Origin of the sequence: Mesorhizobium sp. WSM3862, from assembly GCF_002294985.1 — a bacterium.
Taxonomy (GTDB): domain Bacteria; phylum Pseudomonadota; class Alphaproteobacteria; order Rhizobiales; family Rhizobiaceae; genus Mesorhizobium.
Map to the genome: position 1 here is coordinate 343,850 of NZ_NSGE01000002.1, position 17,215 is coordinate 361,064.

Annotated in this window: 14 protein-coding genes; 2 read left to right on the forward strand and 12 right to left on the reverse strand. The window is 63.9% G+C overall.

All coding sequences use genetic code 11. The annotated features are described in order from the left end of the window. Window positions 1–34: 34 nt before the first annotated feature. From CK224_RS05940 to CK224_RS05995, 12 genes are all read right to left on the reverse strand, one after another. The gene (locus CK224_RS05940; RefSeq protein ID WP_095781118.1) at window positions 35–499 is read right to left on the reverse strand and encodes an NfeD family protein; all 465 of its coding nucleotides are present in this window, start codon (window positions 497–499) and stop codon (window positions 35–37) included. A 28-nt stretch (window positions 500–527) separates the two neighbouring features. Continuing rightward, the gene (locus CK224_RS05945; RefSeq protein ID WP_067002512.1) at window positions 528–1,478 is read right to left on the reverse strand and encodes an SPFH domain-containing protein; all 951 of its coding nucleotides are present in this window, start codon (window positions 1,476–1,478) and stop codon (window positions 528–530) included. A 133-nt stretch (window positions 1,479–1,611) separates the two neighbouring features. After that, window positions 1,612–2,676, reverse strand: coding sequence for a ferrochelatase (hemH, locus tag CK224_RS05950; RefSeq protein WP_095781119.1), 1,065 nt, complete (start codon window positions 2,674–2,676; stop codon window positions 1,612–1,614). Window positions 2,677–2,823: 147 nt separating this feature from the next. Further along, the gene (locus CK224_RS05955; RefSeq protein ID WP_095781120.1) at window positions 2,824–4,911 is read right to left on the reverse strand and encodes a 5'-nucleotidase C-terminal domain-containing protein; all 2,088 of its coding nucleotides are present in this window, start codon (window positions 4,909–4,911) and stop codon (window positions 2,824–2,826) included. Between the two features lie 191 nt (window positions 4,912–5,102). Further along, the gene (locus CK224_RS05960; protein ID WP_067002507.1) at window positions 5,103–5,474 is read right to left on the reverse strand and encodes a hypothetical protein; all 372 of its coding nucleotides are present in this window, start codon (window positions 5,472–5,474) and stop codon (window positions 5,103–5,105) included. A gap of 187 nt (window positions 5,475–5,661) precedes the next feature. Beyond that, a complete protein-coding gene (locus CK224_RS05965) occupies window positions 5,662–7,107 on the reverse strand; it encodes a homospermidine synthase (RefSeq protein ID WP_095781121.1) in 1,446 nt (481 codons plus the stop codon). A 125-nt stretch (window positions 7,108–7,232) separates the two neighbouring features. Continuing rightward, entirely contained in the window at window positions 7,233–8,153 is a 921-nt protein-coding gene (locus CK224_RS05970; RefSeq protein ID WP_095781122.1) for a DUF3445 domain-containing protein, read from the reverse strand. Next, complete coding sequence (locus CK224_RS05975; protein ID WP_067002501.1) at window positions 8,150–8,437, reverse strand: YciI family protein; 288 nt, start codon at window positions 8,435–8,437, stop codon at window positions 8,150–8,152. Before CK224_RS05975 ends, CK224_RS05970 begins: the two co-directional genes overlap by 4 nt. A gap of 19 nt (window positions 8,438–8,456) precedes the next feature. Further along, the gene (locus tag CK224_RS05980) at window positions 8,457–9,119 is read right to left on the reverse strand and encodes an aminotransferase class IV family protein (protein ID WP_095781123.1); all 663 of its coding nucleotides are present in this window, start codon (window positions 9,117–9,119) and stop codon (window positions 8,457–8,459) included. Continuing rightward, on the reverse strand, window positions 9,068–10,213 hold the full coding sequence (locus tag CK224_RS05985; RefSeq protein ID WP_095781124.1) for an aminodeoxychorismate synthase component I: 1,146 nt from the start codon (window positions 10,211–10,213) through the stop codon (window positions 9,068–9,070). The genes CK224_RS05980 and CK224_RS05985 overlap by 52 nt, the downstream gene beginning before the upstream one ends. A 153-nt stretch (window positions 10,214–10,366) precedes the next feature. Next, on the reverse strand, window positions 10,367–11,086 hold the full coding sequence (locus CK224_RS05990) for a proton-conducting membrane transporter (protein WP_095781125.1): 720 nt from the start codon (window positions 11,084–11,086) through the stop codon (window positions 10,367–10,369). A 328-nt stretch (window positions 11,087–11,414) separates the two neighbouring features. Then, window positions 11,415–13,253 carry a M3 family oligoendopeptidase gene (locus CK224_RS05995; RefSeq protein ID WP_176477863.1) on the reverse strand — a complete coding sequence of 613 codons (1,839 nt, stop codon included), beginning with the start codon at window positions 13,251–13,253 and terminating at the stop codon, window positions 11,415–11,417. A 144-nt stretch (window positions 13,254–13,397) separates the two neighbouring features. Between CK224_RS05995 and CK224_RS06000 the strand changes: the two genes are divergently transcribed. Further along, a complete protein-coding gene (locus tag CK224_RS06000) occupies window positions 13,398–14,939 on the forward strand; it encodes a sigma-54 dependent transcriptional regulator (protein ID WP_095781126.1) in 1,542 nt (513 codons plus the stop codon). 378 nt (window positions 14,940–15,317) lie between these two features. Beyond that, on the forward strand, window positions 15,318–17,162 hold the full coding sequence (locus tag CK224_RS06005) for a DUF882 domain-containing protein (protein ID WP_067002493.1): 1,845 nt from the start codon (window positions 15,318–15,320) through the stop codon (window positions 17,160–17,162). Window positions 17,163–17,215 lie beyond the last annotated feature (53 nt).

Genomic DNA, 17,215 nt, shown 5'->3' on the forward strand with positions numbered 1-17,215 from the left:
TCCCAAGCGGCTTCAGAATAGGAAATCCGCAAACTCAGACGGCCTCCACCGTCAGCTCCAGATCGGTGTCGGCGGCGCCGGTCACACGCACCTGGGTGCCGACGGGCAGGTCCGGGCCGGAGACACGCCACAGCGTGTCGCCGAGGCGGATGCGGCCGCGGCCATTCTTGATGGGCTCGGCCAATGTCGCCGTGCGGCCGACCATCTGAGCGCCGCGGCGGTTGAGCAGCGGCTGGTCCGCATTGATGGCACGATCACCCACCAGCTTCTTGCCGACGAAGGCTGAGGCCAGGGAGAGCACGAGGAAGGCGAGCACCTGGAGCTGCCAAGTCCAGAAGGCAGCATCCCAAATCAGCAGCGAAACCGCGCCGATGATCAGCGCGGCGATGCCGATCCACAGCATGAACACGCCGGGCGCGACGATTTCCATCACCAGCAGCACGAATCCGAGGACCATCCAGTTCCACGGGCCGAGTTCCGATACGATGCGCTCGATCATTGACCTTCTCCCACCCAGATGGCGTGCCTCAATTGTCCGACGGTCGCACGAGCGGCGTGCGCGCGCCCTGACGTTGCGGGCCGGAAGGGCCGTCGGCCTTGAACACTTCGCGTGCGATCTCGCCGATGCCACCGAGCGAACCGATCAGCGATGAGGCTTCGAACGGCATGAGCACGATCTTGTTGTTGCTGGACGAGCCGATCCTGGCCAGCGCCTCGGTGTATTTCTGCGCGATGAAATAGTTGATCGCCTGCACGTCGCCCTTGGCGATGGCTTCCGACACCACCTGGGTCGCCTTGGCCTCCGCCTCGGCGGAACGCTCGCGCGCTTCGGCATCGCGGAAGGCGGCTTCCCTGCGGCCTTCGGCCTCGAGGATCTGCGACTGCTTCATGCCTTCGGCGGCCAGGATCTGGGCGCGCTTGTCGCGCTCGGCGATCATCTGGCGGCTCATCGAATCCACCAGATTGGCCGGCGGGTTGATGTCCTTGATCTCGACGCGGGTAATCTTGATGCCCCACGGGTGCGCGGCCTCATCGACGACGCGCAGCAACCGCTCGTTGATCGCATCGCGGTTGGACAGCAATTCGTCGAGGTCCATCGAGCCCATGACGGTACGGATGTTGGTCATGGTGAGGTTGAGGATAGCGTTCTGCAGCCCGGAGACCTGATAGGCGGCCTGCGGGGCATTCAACACCTGGTAGAAGGCGACGCCGTCGACGCCCACGATTGCATTGTCGCGGGTAATGATCTCCTGCGTCGGGACATCGAGCACCTGCTCCATCATGTTCATCTTGGCGCCTACGCGCTCGAAGATCGGATTGATGATGTTCAGGCCGGGCGTCAGCGTCTTGGTGTAGCGGCCGAAACGCTCCACCGTGTAGTTGTAGCCCTGCGGCACCGTTCTGATGCCTTTGAAAAGAAGGATGATGACGAGGAATACAAGAACAATGATGGCAATATCGAAACCGCTAAACCCCATTTCGTTTCTCCCTCAAAAGGCGGCGACCTCGCGGAATCACTTAAGTGTGTTTCCGAAGCGTTACAATCAGGTGATCGCGAATATTGGTTAGCGAAGGCTATTGCGAACCGGTTTCGCCGCCTATTATCGGACGTCAGACCCAGCCTGACAGTTCCCGCCGCACCAGCGCCTCGATCACTGCCATGCCCTCGGCGCTGTCGTTGAGGCAAGGGATGTGGGCGAAGTTCTTGCCGCCGGCATGGTGGAATGTCTCGGCGGCCTCGCGGCCGATTTCGTCCAGCGTCTCGATACAGTCGACGGAAAAACCTGGATTGACGACCGCGATCGATTTGACGCCGTCCTTCGCCAGCTTCTCGATAGTGACGTCGGTGTAGGGCTGCAGCCATTCCTGGGCGCCGAAGCGCGACTGGAAGGTGGTGATGAGCTTCTTCTCGTCCCAGCCGAGCCTTGCCCTGAGCAGCCTCGTCGTCTCGAGGCAATGCCCCTGGTAAGGGTCACCCTTGTCGGAATAGGGTTTTGGGATGCCGTGGTAGGAGGTGATCACCACCTCCGGCGCGAAATCGAGCGTCGCCAGGTTTTGCTCGATCGAACGGGCGAGGGCGTCGATATAGACTGGCTCGTCATAATAGGGCGGCACACTGCGGATGGCCGGCGCTTGCCTGATCTTCATCAGCGCCCGGAACAGCTGGTCGTTCGCCGTCGCCGTGGTCGTCGCCGAATATTGCGGATAGAGCGGAAAAGTGAGGATGCGCTCGCAGCCCTGCTCGACCAGCCGGCGGACGACGCTGCCGGTCGAGGGATTGCCGTAGCGCATGGCCCAGTCGACCACGACGGTTGGCAAGTCAGCAAGCGCAATGGCGAGCTTCTCCGCCTGCGAGCGGGTGAAGATGCGCAGCGGCGACTCGTTCTTCTCCCGGTTCCAGATCCTGGCGTAGTTGGCGCCGGACTTTGTCGGCCGCGTTGTGAGAACCAGCGCGTAGAGGATCGGATACCAGATCGCCTTGTTGAGCTCGATGACGCGCGGATCGGAGAGAAATTCTCTGAGATAGCGCCACATTGGCTTGAAATCGGTGCCGTCGGGCGTGCCGAGATTGATCAGCATGATGCCGATCTTGCCCGCCTTCGCCGGCGCGGCACCCGCCGGCGCCGGACCGGCGGTCTTGGCGGCTTTCGCATCGGCAGGATTGGCAAGCGTCATCGACGGTCTCCGGTTGTCGGTGCGAAAACTAGCGATGCCATGCCGGTTTTGGAATGCTGCGTCTGGACGCACCTTACCGCGTTTGCGTCTGAAAACGGAACACCCGTCCGGTCTCCCGGACGGGCGCCATGAACTTCCGGCGAAAGGTTACTTTGCGGCCGGCGGAATTGTCAGCGTTGCTCCGAGCGGCAGACGGCGCGGCCTGTAGTCCTTGTTGGCCTCGGAGATCAGCTTCCATTTGCTGCCGTCGTCATAGTTTTTCTTGGCCAGATCCCAATAGGTGTCGCCGGCGGCAACCACATGGCTGGTCTCTGGGCTGGCCTCCGGACCGGTCGCGGCCGGCTTGGCCTCGGCGGGCGCTGTTTCGGCCGGCTTGGCGGATTCGGTCGCAGGGGCGGCGGTCGCCGGCGCAGTCTCGGCAGGTTTTGCTGTCTCCGACGTTGCCGGTGCCGTCTCGGTCGGAACGGCCGGCGGCGTCCCGGCGATGTCGCCGGAATTGGACGGCAAAGCCGGCATGGCAGGCTCGGTGGCCGCCGGCGCCGTCTCGGCCGGCTTCGCGGGTTGGGCGGCAGGCGGCGTCGTGGCGGTCTCGGCAGGTTTTGCCGGCTCCGCGGCCGCTGTCGTGGCGCCGATCTCGGTGATGCGGCCGTCGAGCTTCGGTGTGTAGGGGCGGTGCGCGCCGAGATAGTCGGCCACCACCTGCTCCAGGCCCGGGCCGTAGTCATAGGCGTCCGTGGCCTTTTCGGCGAAGACCTTGTAGCCGTCGCCGCCCTGGCGGACGTAGTTGTTGGTGGCGACGAGATACTGCTTGTCCGGATTGATCGGCACCCAGGCGCCGTTCTCCATCACCTCGACCGATTTGACGCGGCCGGCATTGGGCGCGACCGACTTGTCGAAGGCATATTTCAAGCCGGCCACCTGCGGGAAGCGGCCGGCGCCGTCCTCGACCTGGCTGACGCCGCTTTCGAGACCGGCGACCAGGTCCTTGCCGGAGATCTTGAAGGTCGCCAGCGTGTTCTGGAACGGCAGCACCGTCAGCACTTCGCCCATGGTCACGGTGCCCTGGTCGATCGAGGCGCGCAGTCCGCCGCCATTCGAGATGACGATCTCGACGCCCTGGCCCTTGACCCGATCGAGGACGGCGTCGGAGACGAGATTGCCCATTTCGCATTCGCGGGTGCGGCAGCTTTCACGACTGCCATCGATCGGCTTGGTGGTCTCCGCCACTTCCTTGTTCTTCAGCGCCTCGATCGGCGCGCCAAGCTCCTTGATGCGGGCGAGCACCGCCGGATCGGGCGTGATCGACTTGTCGAGAAAGATCGGGTCGCCGCTGGCCGACTTGACGACGCCGTTGTCGTCGAACACGACCTTGAATTCGCCGAGATATTTCGAATAGGACGCCGCCTGCACCACCGGCACCTTGTAGCCGTCGGGGTTGTCGACCATCGTCGGGTAGGGGCCTGCCGCCTTCGGATCGGTGTTCGACAAAAGCGTGTGGCTGTGGCCGCCCACCACCACGTCGACGCCGGGGATTTTCGCGATGACGTCGCGCTCGCGGTTGTAGCCGATATGGGTGACGGCGATGATCTTGTTGATGCCCTGCGCCTTCAGTTTCTCGACCTCGGCGGTGATCGACTTGACGTCGTCCGCGATGGCAATGTTGGGGCCGGGCGAGGCGAGTTCCGGAGTGTCGTTGGTGACGGCGCCGACGATGCCGATCTTCTGGCCGCCGACCTCGACCACGATGGACGGCTTGATCTTGCCGTGGGCGCCGGACTTGTCGTTGGGCACGACGTTGGCGCTGACCACCGGGAACTTCGCCTTGTCGAGGTAAGGCACAAGCGCGCTTTCGCCGTCGTCGAACTCATGGTTGCCGAGCGTCACCGCGTCGGGCTTGAGCTGATTGAGGAATTCCTCCTCCGCTGCTCCCTTGTAGGTGATGTAGAACAGCGATCCCTGGAAGCTGTCGCCTGCATTGAGCAGCAGCACGTTCTGACCTTGGAGCTTCTTGCGCTCCTGTGCGATCGCCGTGACCAGCCGGCCGGCGCCGCCAATGCACTCGCCTTTGGTCTCCTCCTCCGCGGAACATGTCGACTCGTATTTGTTGTTGCCTTCGATGCGGCTATGCCAATCGTTGAAATGCAGGATGTTCAGCGTGTAGTCGGCAAAAGACGCTCCGGCCGAGAGGCCAAGTGCTGATGCGGAAAGGGCGGCAATGGCGGCAAATTTCTTCATTCTCGTCTCCCGGATGAGCTGACTTGAAGTGCTTAAAGCCCTCGCTTGGCTGGAAGGTAACAGTCAGCTTCGGGTCATGTTCACATCGCGTTTTGGCCGATGCAAGCGGAAATCGGGAGGGGATTTTGCCGGCACAAAAAAGGACGGCGGCTCGCGCCGCCATCCTCAACAAAGTCGATCTCTGCCTGAGCTCAGGCCCGGCGCGTCAGCACGAAATTCTGACCACTGGAGCTGGTGCAGTTGAGCTGGCTGGTAGAGACCATCAGGCAGTTGAAGCTGACCGGCGTCTGGCGGATCAGCGAGGTGCCGTGGATCTCGACCGAGGTCGCGCCGGTCATGGTGTAGCTGCCCTCGGACAGCTTCTGGCCGGTATCGGTCGCGACGGTGGTGAAGCTGCCGGCTGCGAAAGTCGAGAGGCCGGTGCCCTTGGCGTCGATCCAGTTGCCCTCGACGCCCTTGGGCGCCGCTGCGATCGGCTCCGAAGGGCCGGTGGTGGTGCAGGCGGCAGCGGCCAGAAGGCTTGCCGCGGCGCCTGCCGAAAGCAATTTGCGCGCAATGGTCATTTAGAAATCCTCTCCTCTCGCGTCGGCCCGAAAACCGATCTCCGATCTTCGGAAAAGCACGATGCGTGCATTCAAAGTGCTAGAGTACTTTGTGCGTCCGAAGGAACGCCCTTTTCTCTAGGCCGCCCGTCTTCAATCGCCCGATTTCCGGGCGATTGCAAGGTGGAGACGCGGGTAGGCTTGGCTGCTATCGCACCAGGATGTTGCGGAACTGCCACGGATCATCCTTGTCCAGATCCTCGGGGAAAAGCCCCGGGCGATTATCAAGCGGCGTCCAGTCGGTGTAGTAGCCCCTGACCGGCCCGAGATAGGGAAGCTGCACTTCCAGGCAGCGCCGGTAGTCCATCTCGTCGGCCTCCACGATGCCGGCCATCGGATTTTCCAACGCCCAGACCATGCCGGCGAGCACCGCCGAGGTGACCTGCAGGCCGGTGGCGTTCTGGTAAGGCGCCAGCTTGCGCGCCTCGGCCAGCGACAGCTGTGAGCCGTACCAATAGGCGTTCTTGGCATGGCCGTAGAGCAGCACGCCGAGCTCGTCGACGCCGTCGACCAGCTCGTTCTCGTCGAGCACGTGATGCACCGGTTGCGCCTTGCCGGCGGCGCCGAACATCTCGTGCAGCGACAGCACGGCATCGTTGCAGGGGTGATAGGCATAATGGCAGGTCGGGCGATACTGAACCTTGCCCTTCTTGCCGCGCACGGTGAAGAAATCGGCGATCGAGATCGCCTCGTTGTGGGTGACCAGGAAGCCGTATTGCGGGCCGGGCGTCGGGCACCAGGAGCGCACGCGCGTGTTGGCGCCCGGCTGCTCCAGATAGATCGCCGCCTGCGAGCCATGCTTGTGCTTCTTGCCGTTCTTCGGCATCCAGGTCTCATGCGTGCCCCAGCCGAGCTCGGCCGGCTGCAGGCCTTCCGAGATGAAGCCCTCGACCGACCAGGTGTTCCAGAATACATCCATCGGCTTCGGCTTCTTGGTGCGCTGGGTATCGCGCTCGGCGATGTGGATGCCCTTGACTCCGGCCTTCTTCATCAGCTTCGCCCAGCCCTCGCGGTCGTGCTCCGGCGGGACCACAAACTCGAGCCCGAGATCGTTGGCGAGGTTGACCAGTGCCTGCTTGACGAACCAGGAGACCATGCCAGGATTGGCGCCGCAGCAGGAGATCGCCGTAGTGCCGCCGGGAGCCTTCTCCTTCTCCTGGCGCACGCTCTCGCGCAGCGCGTAATTGGTGCGCGAGGCATTGTCGGCCTTGTCGTCGAAATAGAAGCCGAGCCACGGCTCGACCACCGTATCGATATAGAGCACGCCGAGCTTGCGGCAGAGCTTCATCAACTCGAGCGAGGAGGTGTCGACCGACAGGTTGACGCACATGCCCTGACCGCTGCCATTGGTGAGAAGCGGGGTCAGAAGCTTCTTGTAGTTCTTCCTGGTCACCGCGTCCTGAACGAAGGCGATGCCGCGCTCGTCGAGCAGCATGCGGTCGCTGTCGCGCGGGTCGATGACCACCATGCGCGACTTGTCGAACTTGAAATGGCGTTCGATCAGCGGCAGCGTTCCCCGTCCGATCGAGCCGAAGCCGATCATCACGACAGGGCCGGTGATTTCACCGTAAACGGGCCAGTTCTCGTTCGCCATTTTTTCGCATACTCCTTCAAACACGGGAAAGTCCGGCATTTTTCGCCGGTAGCCCTACATCACAGATCATTGTCACAAACCAGCAAAAACCGCCAACCGACGGCCAAACCGGCCTGGCGGTTTGGTTAAGCCACCATGGCCATGCCGGCGAGGTACGAAACCAGCCGGTCGCGGTCGGCGCTCAAACCCTTGTAGTCGAGCTGCGCCTGATCGAGAGCATTGAGCTGGTCGGCGAAGGAGGCCGCAAGCGCGACCTTGTCGGGGTGGCGGGCAAGCACCGCCAGCGGGTCGAGATGGATGCGAATGGTGAAAAGGATGTCGCGTGACACCGGCAGCTTGCGCAAGGTCTGACGCTCGACGCGAATGAAGGCATGGGCGTTGATGTCACCATCCGGAAAACGAGTCGGACGGTTCGTGGCACGGTCGATCCGCTCCCCGTTGGAAAGTGGATGATAGAGCGCGTCGCCCGCCTGGATCGACCAGTTGAAGCGCTCGACCGCCTGGCCCTGCAGGCCGTCGAACATGCGGTTGATGAGGTCCGCAGGCCGTGTGCCGGGGCCGAAGCCGGGCACCGGCGCGTGGATCTGTTGCAGCGGTTTGCCGAATTTCTCCTGGAGCGACCAGGACGACGGAAAGCAGAGCGAGCCGGCGGCGAGCCGCCAGCCGCTGTCGTCGCGGCGCATCAGGATCAGGTCTTCCTGGATTAGCAGCGAGGCTGCGACCAGCGGGGCGTCGGGGCCGACATTGCTGCCTTCGGGGCCGGCTACCTCGATCCCGGCACCCTTGCGGCGGTAGGTTTCGGGATGTTTCGCCAGCAGGTGCGCTCCAAGCAGATCCAGCACCTCCTGCTGCGCCTCACGCGTGCCCTCCTCCTCGACAAAAACCCGGCTTGGGATTTCCGCGTAGAGACGGCGCTTCTCGGCGAGATGCGGCAAAAGAAGCTCGTCGAGCTCGATCCATCGATCGAGATCGAGCGGTTTCAGCCCGATGGTGAAAAGCCTTGACGATCCGTCATAGGGCGTATGGGTCGGCGGGCGAACACTCATGCTTCCTTGAAGGCGTCCAGTTCGGTGGCGGTCAACCGCGCCGCGAATTCGGTGATTTCGTAGTCGGCCGCGCCTGCCTCGGAGAAAGGGTCGGCCGCCAGTCTGGCGTCAAGCACGTCGCGGGAACCGCGCGCGACGATGATGCCGCCGGTCCTTGGCCGTTTCGGTCCAGACGCAACAAAAATGCCTTCCGCGTAGCAGGCCTTCAGCCATTCGACATGCGCCGGCGCCAGCCGATCGATCTCGGTCAGCGGCACCTTGTAGTTCAGCGAAACGATGAACATTGCATTCTCCTGCTTGGCGTCATGCCAGCCTCGCCGGGATCAACCCACGTAGCGAATTGCCGACGAAGATCGCCTGCGCCGACTTCAGATCGTCGAAGGTGTAGATCGCTTCCGCGGCGCGGCCTTCGTCCAGAAGCTCGCCGCGCAATACTCCAGGCAGCAGGCCGCAATCAAGCCGGGGCGTCACCAGCATCCCGTCGCCGAAATCGGCGAACAGATTGGTGATCGTGCCTTCGCAGAGTTCTCCGCGCTCGTTGGCGAGCAGCACTTCGTCGGCGCGGGTGGCGAGGTATTCGGCGCGCGCCTGTTGGTAGGTTTCGCGGCGGCTGGTCTTGTGACGCAGCAACAAGTTACCGGAATCGAGGCGGACCCGCGCCAGCTGCAGACGCCATGCCCTGCCCGCGGGAAGCTGCTCAAAGGGCTGCGCGGCTGCTGTCGCCTCGCCGTTGCGCTGCAGTGCAAGCCGGGTGCGCAAAGCGATCCGCTGCCCGCCGATCGCGTTCTTCAGCACCTCGCCGATCCGTTGCGGATCGCAGGCAAAGCCGAGCTCCGCGGCCGAGGCATAAAGCCGCGCAAGGTGGCGCTCGAAGCGCAGGAAGCCTGAGCCAGGCTCCCAACGCATGGTCTCGATCAGCTCGAAGTCGGCACGGTTCCCGTCGCGAAGCGCGCTTTCAGAAGACACTCCCGGTACTCCTCCTCGGCGGTGGAATCGAAGACGACGCCGCCGCCGACATTGTAGACAGCCTCGCCGTCGGCAAAGAGCGAGATGGTGCGGATCGCCACCGAGAACCGCATCGTGCCGCCGGGCGCGACCCAGCCGATGGCGCCGCAATAGACGTCGCGCGGCACGCCCTCCAGATCGTGCAGTATCTCCATGGCGCGGATCTTCGGCGCGCCGGTGATCGAGCCGCAGGGAAAGAGCGCTGCGAAGACTTGGCGAATACCGATATCCGGCAGGAGCTTCGCCCGCACCCGGCTCACCATCTGGTGCACCGTCGGGTAGGTCTCGATGCGGAACAGCTCCGGCACTTCCAGCGTGCCGACCTCGCTGATCAGCGAGATGTCGTTGCGCAGGAGATCGACGATCATCCGGTTCTCGGCCTGGTTCTTCTCGTCGTTGCGCAGGAACGCCTTCAGCCGCGCGTCCTCGGCCTTGGTGGCGCCGCGCGGCGCCGTGCCCTTCATCGGGTGCGTCTCGATCATACCGTCGGCGTCGATCTCGAAGAAGAGTTCCGGCGAGCGCGACAGCACGATCGGATCGCCCAACGAGATCAGCGCGCCGTATTTCACTGGCTGGCGCCCGGTCAGCGCCTCGAAGGTGGCAAGCGGATCGCCCGACCATTGCGCATGGACCGGAAAGGTCAGATTGCCCTGATAACAGTCGCCCTTGCGAATATGGTGGTGGAGGCGCGCGAAGCGGACGGCGTAGTCCTCGGCGGACCAGGATGCGCGGGCGTCGAAGATCGGTCCGTTGCTGGCGGGGCCTTCATTCCGCGGCACAGCCTGTTCGAGCGGCGCATCGAAGACACCGAGACAGATCAGCGGCGCGCGGCGGCCCTCTGGCAGCAACGGCACCAGTTTCGGCTCCAGCAGGTAGCCTGCCTCATAGGAGAAATAGCCTGCCAGCCATTTGCCCGCGTCGGAGGCGGCCTGTGCCGCTTCCAGCGCCGGCGTGAATTCGTCCGCGGTTCGCGCCGTGATGACCTCATGCGGCTCGTCAAAGACGAGCTGGCGGCCGGTCTCGTCATTGCGGAATATTGCTGAGGGCAGGGACATAAGCCTTGGATGGGGTCGATTAAGTCGATCGCTCTATATGGGGGCGCGGCGAGGCGCAATCGAGAGAACGGCGTCGGAGGACGTAAAGGCATCTGGTCCAAAGCAAAAACGGCGCCCAATGGACGCCGCCTGCGCTGGGAAGGCACAGCGAGATCAGTTGTTGTTCGAGGTCGCCGCCGTGGGGAACCGGCTAGCGAATTCGGCCTCGTCGCCCGCGGCCAGCAGTTTCGCCTGCTCGATCCATTTCTCGCGCGCGATCCGGCCGTCGAAATTGAGCACCTCCTCGACGCGCTTGACGTCGGCATCGGTCCAAGCGGCGATCTGGGCATAGGACGTGACGCCCTGCGCCTTGAGCAGCTTTTCATTGACCGGGCCGATGCCGATCAGGCGGCGCAGATTGTCCGCCTTGCCGGTGGTCGCCTTCGGGGCGGCGGCTTTCTTCGGAGCCGGCGCCTTCTTTGGCGCCGCGCCGGCCGTCTTTGCCGCTGCCGTTTTTGCCGCTTCCGGCTTGGCCGCGGCGGATTTGGTCGAAGCCGATTTTGCCGCTGACGGTCTTGCAGATGAGGATCTGGCTGGGGTCGGGGTCGACATCAGCGCCGCCGGCGCAGGCGCGGAGGCTTTGTCGGTTTCCGCCTTGGCGGAAGAGGTCGGCGCTTCGCGCAGCTTGCGTTCGAGATCGGCGCGGCTGCGGCCGCATGCGTCGAGCTCGCCGCTCAGGCGGTAGGTATCGGCGCTAAACCGGTCGCGTTCGCTCTTGGAGCGACCGAGTTCGCCGCGCAGGCTGTCGAGCTCGCCACGCAGGCGGCCCCAGATGAACCAGCCAACCAGGACACCGACAACGAACGCCAGGAGCATATAGAAGAAAGTGCTCATTTCCCTCTCCAGTCCGATCGGGCCGCGGCCGCAAACGGCGGCCTTGCCGCAGGGATCGTCAATCGTTCCGCGCTGGGCGGAACCGCCCCTCCAATCGCTGGCGGCGGGCCCTCCTCCGGCTGCGGCCCGACGGCCGCTATCGCTCTCGCTGAAGCAACGCTAGGGCCGCCTCCGGCCTTGCTGTCGCGTCCGGTTGAGCTTGGGGTCTGAGGCTAGCACACGGCCTGCGCAAAGCTAATTGAAAAGTGCGGGCAGAGTTATTGAAGAACAGCACAAGTATGCGTTCCGGCCAAACTGTTCCCGGTCTATGCCGCCAGGCGAGCACCCGTCATTTGTCGAGCGCCTCCAGCTCGTCGATCAGCGCGCCGATCACACCCAGGCCGATCTGCCAGAAGGCCGGATCCGTGGCGTCGAGGCCGAAGGGCGCCAGCAGTTCCGAATGATGCTTGGTGCCGCCGGCGCGCAGCATCTCGAAATACTTCTCCTGAAAGCCGCGCTCGGCGTTCTGGTAGACGGCGTAGAGCGAGTTGACCAGGCAGTCGCCGAAGGCATAGGCGTAGACGTAGAAGGGCGAGTGGATGAAGTGCGGGATATAAGTCCAGAAGACCTCGTAGCCATCGCGCAACTTGATCGCCGGCCCCAGGCTTTCAGCCTGCACCTCAAGCCAGAACTGGCCCAGCCTGTCCGAGGTCAGCTCGCCGTTGCGGCGCTCGGCATGCACCTTGCGCTCGAACTCGTAGAAGGCGATCTGGCGCACGACAGTATTGATCATGTCCTCGACCTTCTGGGCGAGCATGGCCTTGCGCTCGCGCTTGTCGGAGGTCTGGTCGAGCAGCGAGCGGAAGGTCAGCATCTCTCCGAAGACGGAGGCCGTCTCGGCCAGCGTCAGCGGGGTGGACGCCATCAGCGCGCCCTGGTCGGCGGCCAGCACCTGGTGAACGCCGTGACCCAGTTCATGCGCCAGCGTCATCACATCGCGCGGCTTGCCCATGTAGTTGAGGAGCACGTAGGGATGCGCCGATGGCACAGTCGGGTGGGCGAAGGCGCCGGGCGATTTGCCCGGCCTGACCGGCGCATCGATCCATTTGCGATCGAAGAATGTCCGCGCGATTTCCGCCATCTTCGGCGAGAAACGCTGATAGGCTGACAGCACCGTGTCCCTGGCGTCGTCCCACCGGATCACCGACTGCGGGGTCTCGGGCAGCGGCGCGTTGCGGTCCCAGTGGTTCATGACGTCCATGCCGAGCCAGCGCGCCTTCATCTGATAGTAGCGGTGCGACAGGCGCGGATAGGCTTCGCGCACGGCCGCGGCCAAAGCATCGACCACGCCGCGTTCGACGCGGTTGGCGAGATGGCGTGAATCGGCGATGTCCTCGAAGCCGCGCCAGCGGTCGGAAATTTCCTTGTCCTTGGCCAGCGTGTTGGTGATGAGCGTGAAGGTGCGCAGGTTCTTGCGGAAGGTCGCGGCGAGTGCCTCGGAGGCGCGGCGGCGCACTTCGCCATCCGCGTCCTGCAGTCGGTTCAGCGCCGGCTCCAGCGTCAGCTCCTCGCCATCGACGTCGAAGCGCAGGTCGGTCATCGTCTCGTCGAACAGGCGGTTCCAGGCGCCGCGTCCGGTGACCGACTTCTCGTGGAACAACTGCTCGACCCGATCCTCGAGCTGGTACGGCTTGTCCTTCCTGAGGTCGAGCACCCACGGGCGATAGTGGGCGAAGGCCGGGTCGGCCGCGAGTGCTGCTTCGATCACCGCGTCGTCGATCAGGTTGAGCTCCAGCGCGAAGAACAAAAGATGCGCGCTGGCATCCGTCATCTTCTCCTGGATGTCGCCATAGAGCTTGGCGCGCTGCGGATCGGCGGTGTTGCCGGCATAGACAAGCCCGGCATAGGAGACGATGCGGCCGATCAGTTCCTCCAGCGCCTCGTAGGCCCTCAGCGCCTCGCCGAGCCGGCCGGCGGCGCCACGCTCGGCTTCGGCGGCCAACGTGCCCTTCCAACGGACCTCGAAGGCAATGGCGTCGCTTGCCGCCCGGGCGATGTCACGCTTCAGCTCCGGCGCTTCCATGCCGGAATAGAGATCGGCGAGATTCCACTCCGGCAGATCGCCGAGCTCCGCCGCGGACTGGCCAGACGCCGTCGCCGCAAGCCGCTGACCAAACATCATGCGCATCGACAATACCTTCTTCGAATCAACGGGAAAGGAGAAGCCGGTCAAATCCTAAGGAATTCGTTCACCGGGTTTTTTGAAACCTTATTTAGAACCCTGTGCCAAGATGATCCATGGGGATTTATCGGGCGGATAATTCGAAGAGTCATGACAGGTTCCGTACTCATAGTCGATGACGATCCCGTGCAGCGCAGGCTGCTCGAGGCGGCGGTGACGAAATTCGGCCACAGCGCCATCGTCACCGACGGCGGCGAGGCGGGCCTCGATGTGCTGGACGGACCGAAGGCGCGCGATGTGTCGGTCGTCATCCTCGACCTGGTCATGCCGGGTCTCGACGGCATCGGCGTGCTGAAGGCGATGCGCGAGCGCGCCATCAATCTCCCGGTCATCGTGCAGACCGCGCAGGGCGGCATCGAAACCGTTGTCTCGGCCATGCGCCACGGCGCTTTCGATTTCGTCGTCAAGCCGGCCTCGCCCGACCGGCTGCAGACCTCGATTTCCAATGCTTTGAAGGTGGAAGCGGTCGAGGACGAGGTGAAGCGCTCGTCGCGGCGTCGCGGCGGCCATCTCACCTTCAAGGATTTGATCACCCGCAGCCCGGCGATGGACCGGGTGATCCGGCTCGGGCAAAAGGCGGCGGCCTCCAATATTCCGATCCTTATCGAAGGTGAATCGGGCGTGGGCAAGGAATTGGTGGCGCGCGCCATCCAGGGCAGCGGCGACCGCCGCTCGAAACCCTTCGTTACCGTCAATTGCGGCGCCATCCCCGACAATCTGGTGGAATCGATCCTGTTCGGCCATGAGAAGGGTTCCTTCACCGGCGCCACGGACAAGCACACCGGCAAATTCGTCGAGGCGCATTCGGGCACGCTGTTCCTGGACGAGATCGGCGACCTGCCGCTCGACGTCCAGGTCAAGCTGCTGCGCGCCGTGCAGGAGGGCGAGGTCGACCCGGTCGGCGGCCGTTCGACCGTCAAGGTCGACATCCGGCTGATCTCGGCGACGCATCGGAATCTTTTGCAGCAGGTCAAGGACGGCAAATTCCGCGAGGACCTATTTTATCGCCTGAACGTCTATCCGATCTTCGTGCCGCCGCTGCGCGACCGGGGCGAGGACATCCCCCATCTGGTCAGGCATTTCATGGAGAAGGTGGCGCCGGCCGATCCGCGTCATCGTCTCACCGGCATATCGGCCAAAGCGCTGGCGATGCTGCAAGCCTACGATTGGCCGGGCAACATCCGCCAGCTCGAAAATGCGGTATTCAGGGCGTCGGTGCTCGCCGAAGGCGAGTTGCTGACCGAAGAGGAATTCCCGCAAATCCGCGCGCAGGTCGAAGGCACGGTGAAGCTCGATGCCGAGCCCGCGCCTGCCGTGGCACCGGTCGCGGACGAGCTGCAGTCGGGCGATCAGGCCGCCTCCGGCGGAGTGGCGTCAGGCTCGCACGAGGCCGAGGCGCCGGCGCGGCTGCAGCCGCGATTCGGCACGCTGAGGGCCTTGGACGAGCGCGGCAATGTGCGGGCGCTGGCCGATGTCGAGTTCGAGATGATCAAGCTTGCGATCGACCACTATAACGGCCAGATGAGCGAGGTGGCGCGCCGCCTCGGCATCGGGCGCTCTACGCTCTACCGCAAGTTGAAGGAATATGGCATTGACCCCGAAGCGGGTCGGCTTGATCGACTTGCCTCTTGAGACGCAAGCCCAGCCCAGCCTACCGGTTTATACTCCGACTTAAATTGTCGCTTTTTCGTTTCTGAAGGCGCTTTTTCAGTCGCTTGCGTGTTCGCGATCACGCATTTAACGCAATCGGTAACAGATTGTGTTTGGGCCAAAGCCGAATTCTCGATCTAAACCAGCGATTTACCACGAAACACGGTGCATCATTTTTGACGGGATATCGCCACGGTGTTACCGCATTTCGGCTCCAATAAGCGATGATTAACCATTAGGATCGATATTCGGATGTGAGAACCACGCATCCGTTTGGGCAAATCCGGGGACAAACGGCAGCCTGCAAGGCCTTTTGATTTGAACCAAGTCGAACGACACACGAACGGGCGGCATTTTCACATGAGCGTCTGGCCACGGTGGCTGACGTTTGTGATTTTGGCCGTAGGGTTCCTTTCGGCAGCCGCCTCTGGCGCGAAAGCCGAAGTCCGTTCGCTGAAGCTCTATCACCTGCACACACACGAAAAGGCCGAGATCGTCTACAAGCGTAACGGCCGCTACGTTCCCGAAGGCCTGCGCAAGATCAACATCATCCTGCGCGACTGGCGCCGCAACGAGCCGACCAAGATGGATCCGCGGCTGCTCGATCTGGTGTGGGAGGCCTACCGGCAGAGCGGAGCGACCGACTACATCCAGGTCGTCTGCGGCTATCGCTCGCCATCTACCAATTCGATGCTGCGCAGCCGCAGCCGCGGTGTCGCCGAGAAAAGCCAGCACATGCTTGGCAAGGCGATGGACTTCTACATCCCCGGCGTGCCGCTGAAGAAGCTGCGCAACATCGGCCTCAAGATGCAGGGCGGCGGCGTCGGCTACTATCCGAATTCCGGTTCTCCGTTCGTCCACATGGATGTCGGCAATGTCCGCCACTGGCCGGGTATCAGCCGTCAGGAACTGGTCAGCCTGTTCCCGAACGGCAAGACGCTGCACGTGCCGAGCGACGGCCGGCCGCTGCCTGGCTATGAGCAGGCTCTGGCCGCCTACAAGGCGCGCAAGGGCGCCGGCACCCCCAATATCGAGCTGGCCAGCGCCGGCGGCTCGACCAAGCGGTCCGGCGGACTGTTTGCGGCCTGGTTCGGCGGCGGCGACGACGAGGCCGACGACAGCGCCGATGTCGCGAGCGCCCAACCCGCACCCCAGCCGAAAGCTGTGAAGCAGGTGGCGGCCGCCAAGAGCGGCAACAGCGGCAGCCTGCCGGGCATCGCGATCGTCTCGCCGCAGGATGCCAAGCGCGCCAACATCCCGCAGATCGCCGATGACAGCTCGGACGATTCGCAACCGCAGCAGGACACGCCCGAAACCATCATTGCCGCGCTGCCGCCGAAGGAGGTTCCTCTGCCCGCCTTCGCGCCGAGGCCCAAGGCCGATGTCGGCCAGCAGACGGCTGAAAACGTGCCGTTCGCCGTGGCGGACGCCTCGGCCACGGCTGAGCAGGTGGTGGCGACGGCGCATGCTCCGGCCAACGTACCGTTCGGCATGGCCGCCGGCGCGGCGCAGGCCGCAGCCGATCCCGCGCAGGGGGCGTTCAACAATGTTCCGCTGCCGACGAGGCGGCCCGATCTGCCGAGGGAACTTGCGCCCAAAGACAAGGGCGTGCTTCTGGCGCTGGCGGAAACCGCCTCGCAGGACAAGAGCGCGACCGATGCCTTCTCGGTGCTGCCGACCGCGCGGCCCGACACGGGCAAGCCGGATGAGATCAAAGCGGTGCTCGAGCAGGCCAGCGCGACCACCGTGGCCGGCTCGAGTGGGGCCGAATACGAAGTCGCTTCGCTGACTGCGCCGGAGCCACGCTCGGCATTCAACGATCCGTCGGGTCTCGATGCAGCTTCGCCGCGTCAAGCCATTGCCGCCCGCCCCGCCGGCACCGATCCGGCGCAGGCGATCGGCGCCGGCGTGAAGACGACGCGCAAGGAGGCCAGGGCGTCCGCCAACGACCTGAAGCCCGGCCCGAAGGCAATGGTGGTGGCAACGCCGCCGCAGGCAGCGCGCTGGGCGCTGGGCAGCGGCGACAACATCGCCACCGTTTCCGATCCGACCACGGCACCGCGCTATGCCTACAATATCGTGCACACGCCGCCGAGCGAGGTCTACACGGCCGGCTTCCAGACGGATGCGCAATTGCCGGACGCCAGCCGGTTCACCGGCAACGCGGTGAAGTTCCTTTCGGTCGCCCGCTTCCAGACCAAATAACGAGCCTGCCAGTGCCGCAACAGCCGCGTTGAACAACAGCGCGGCTTTTGCTT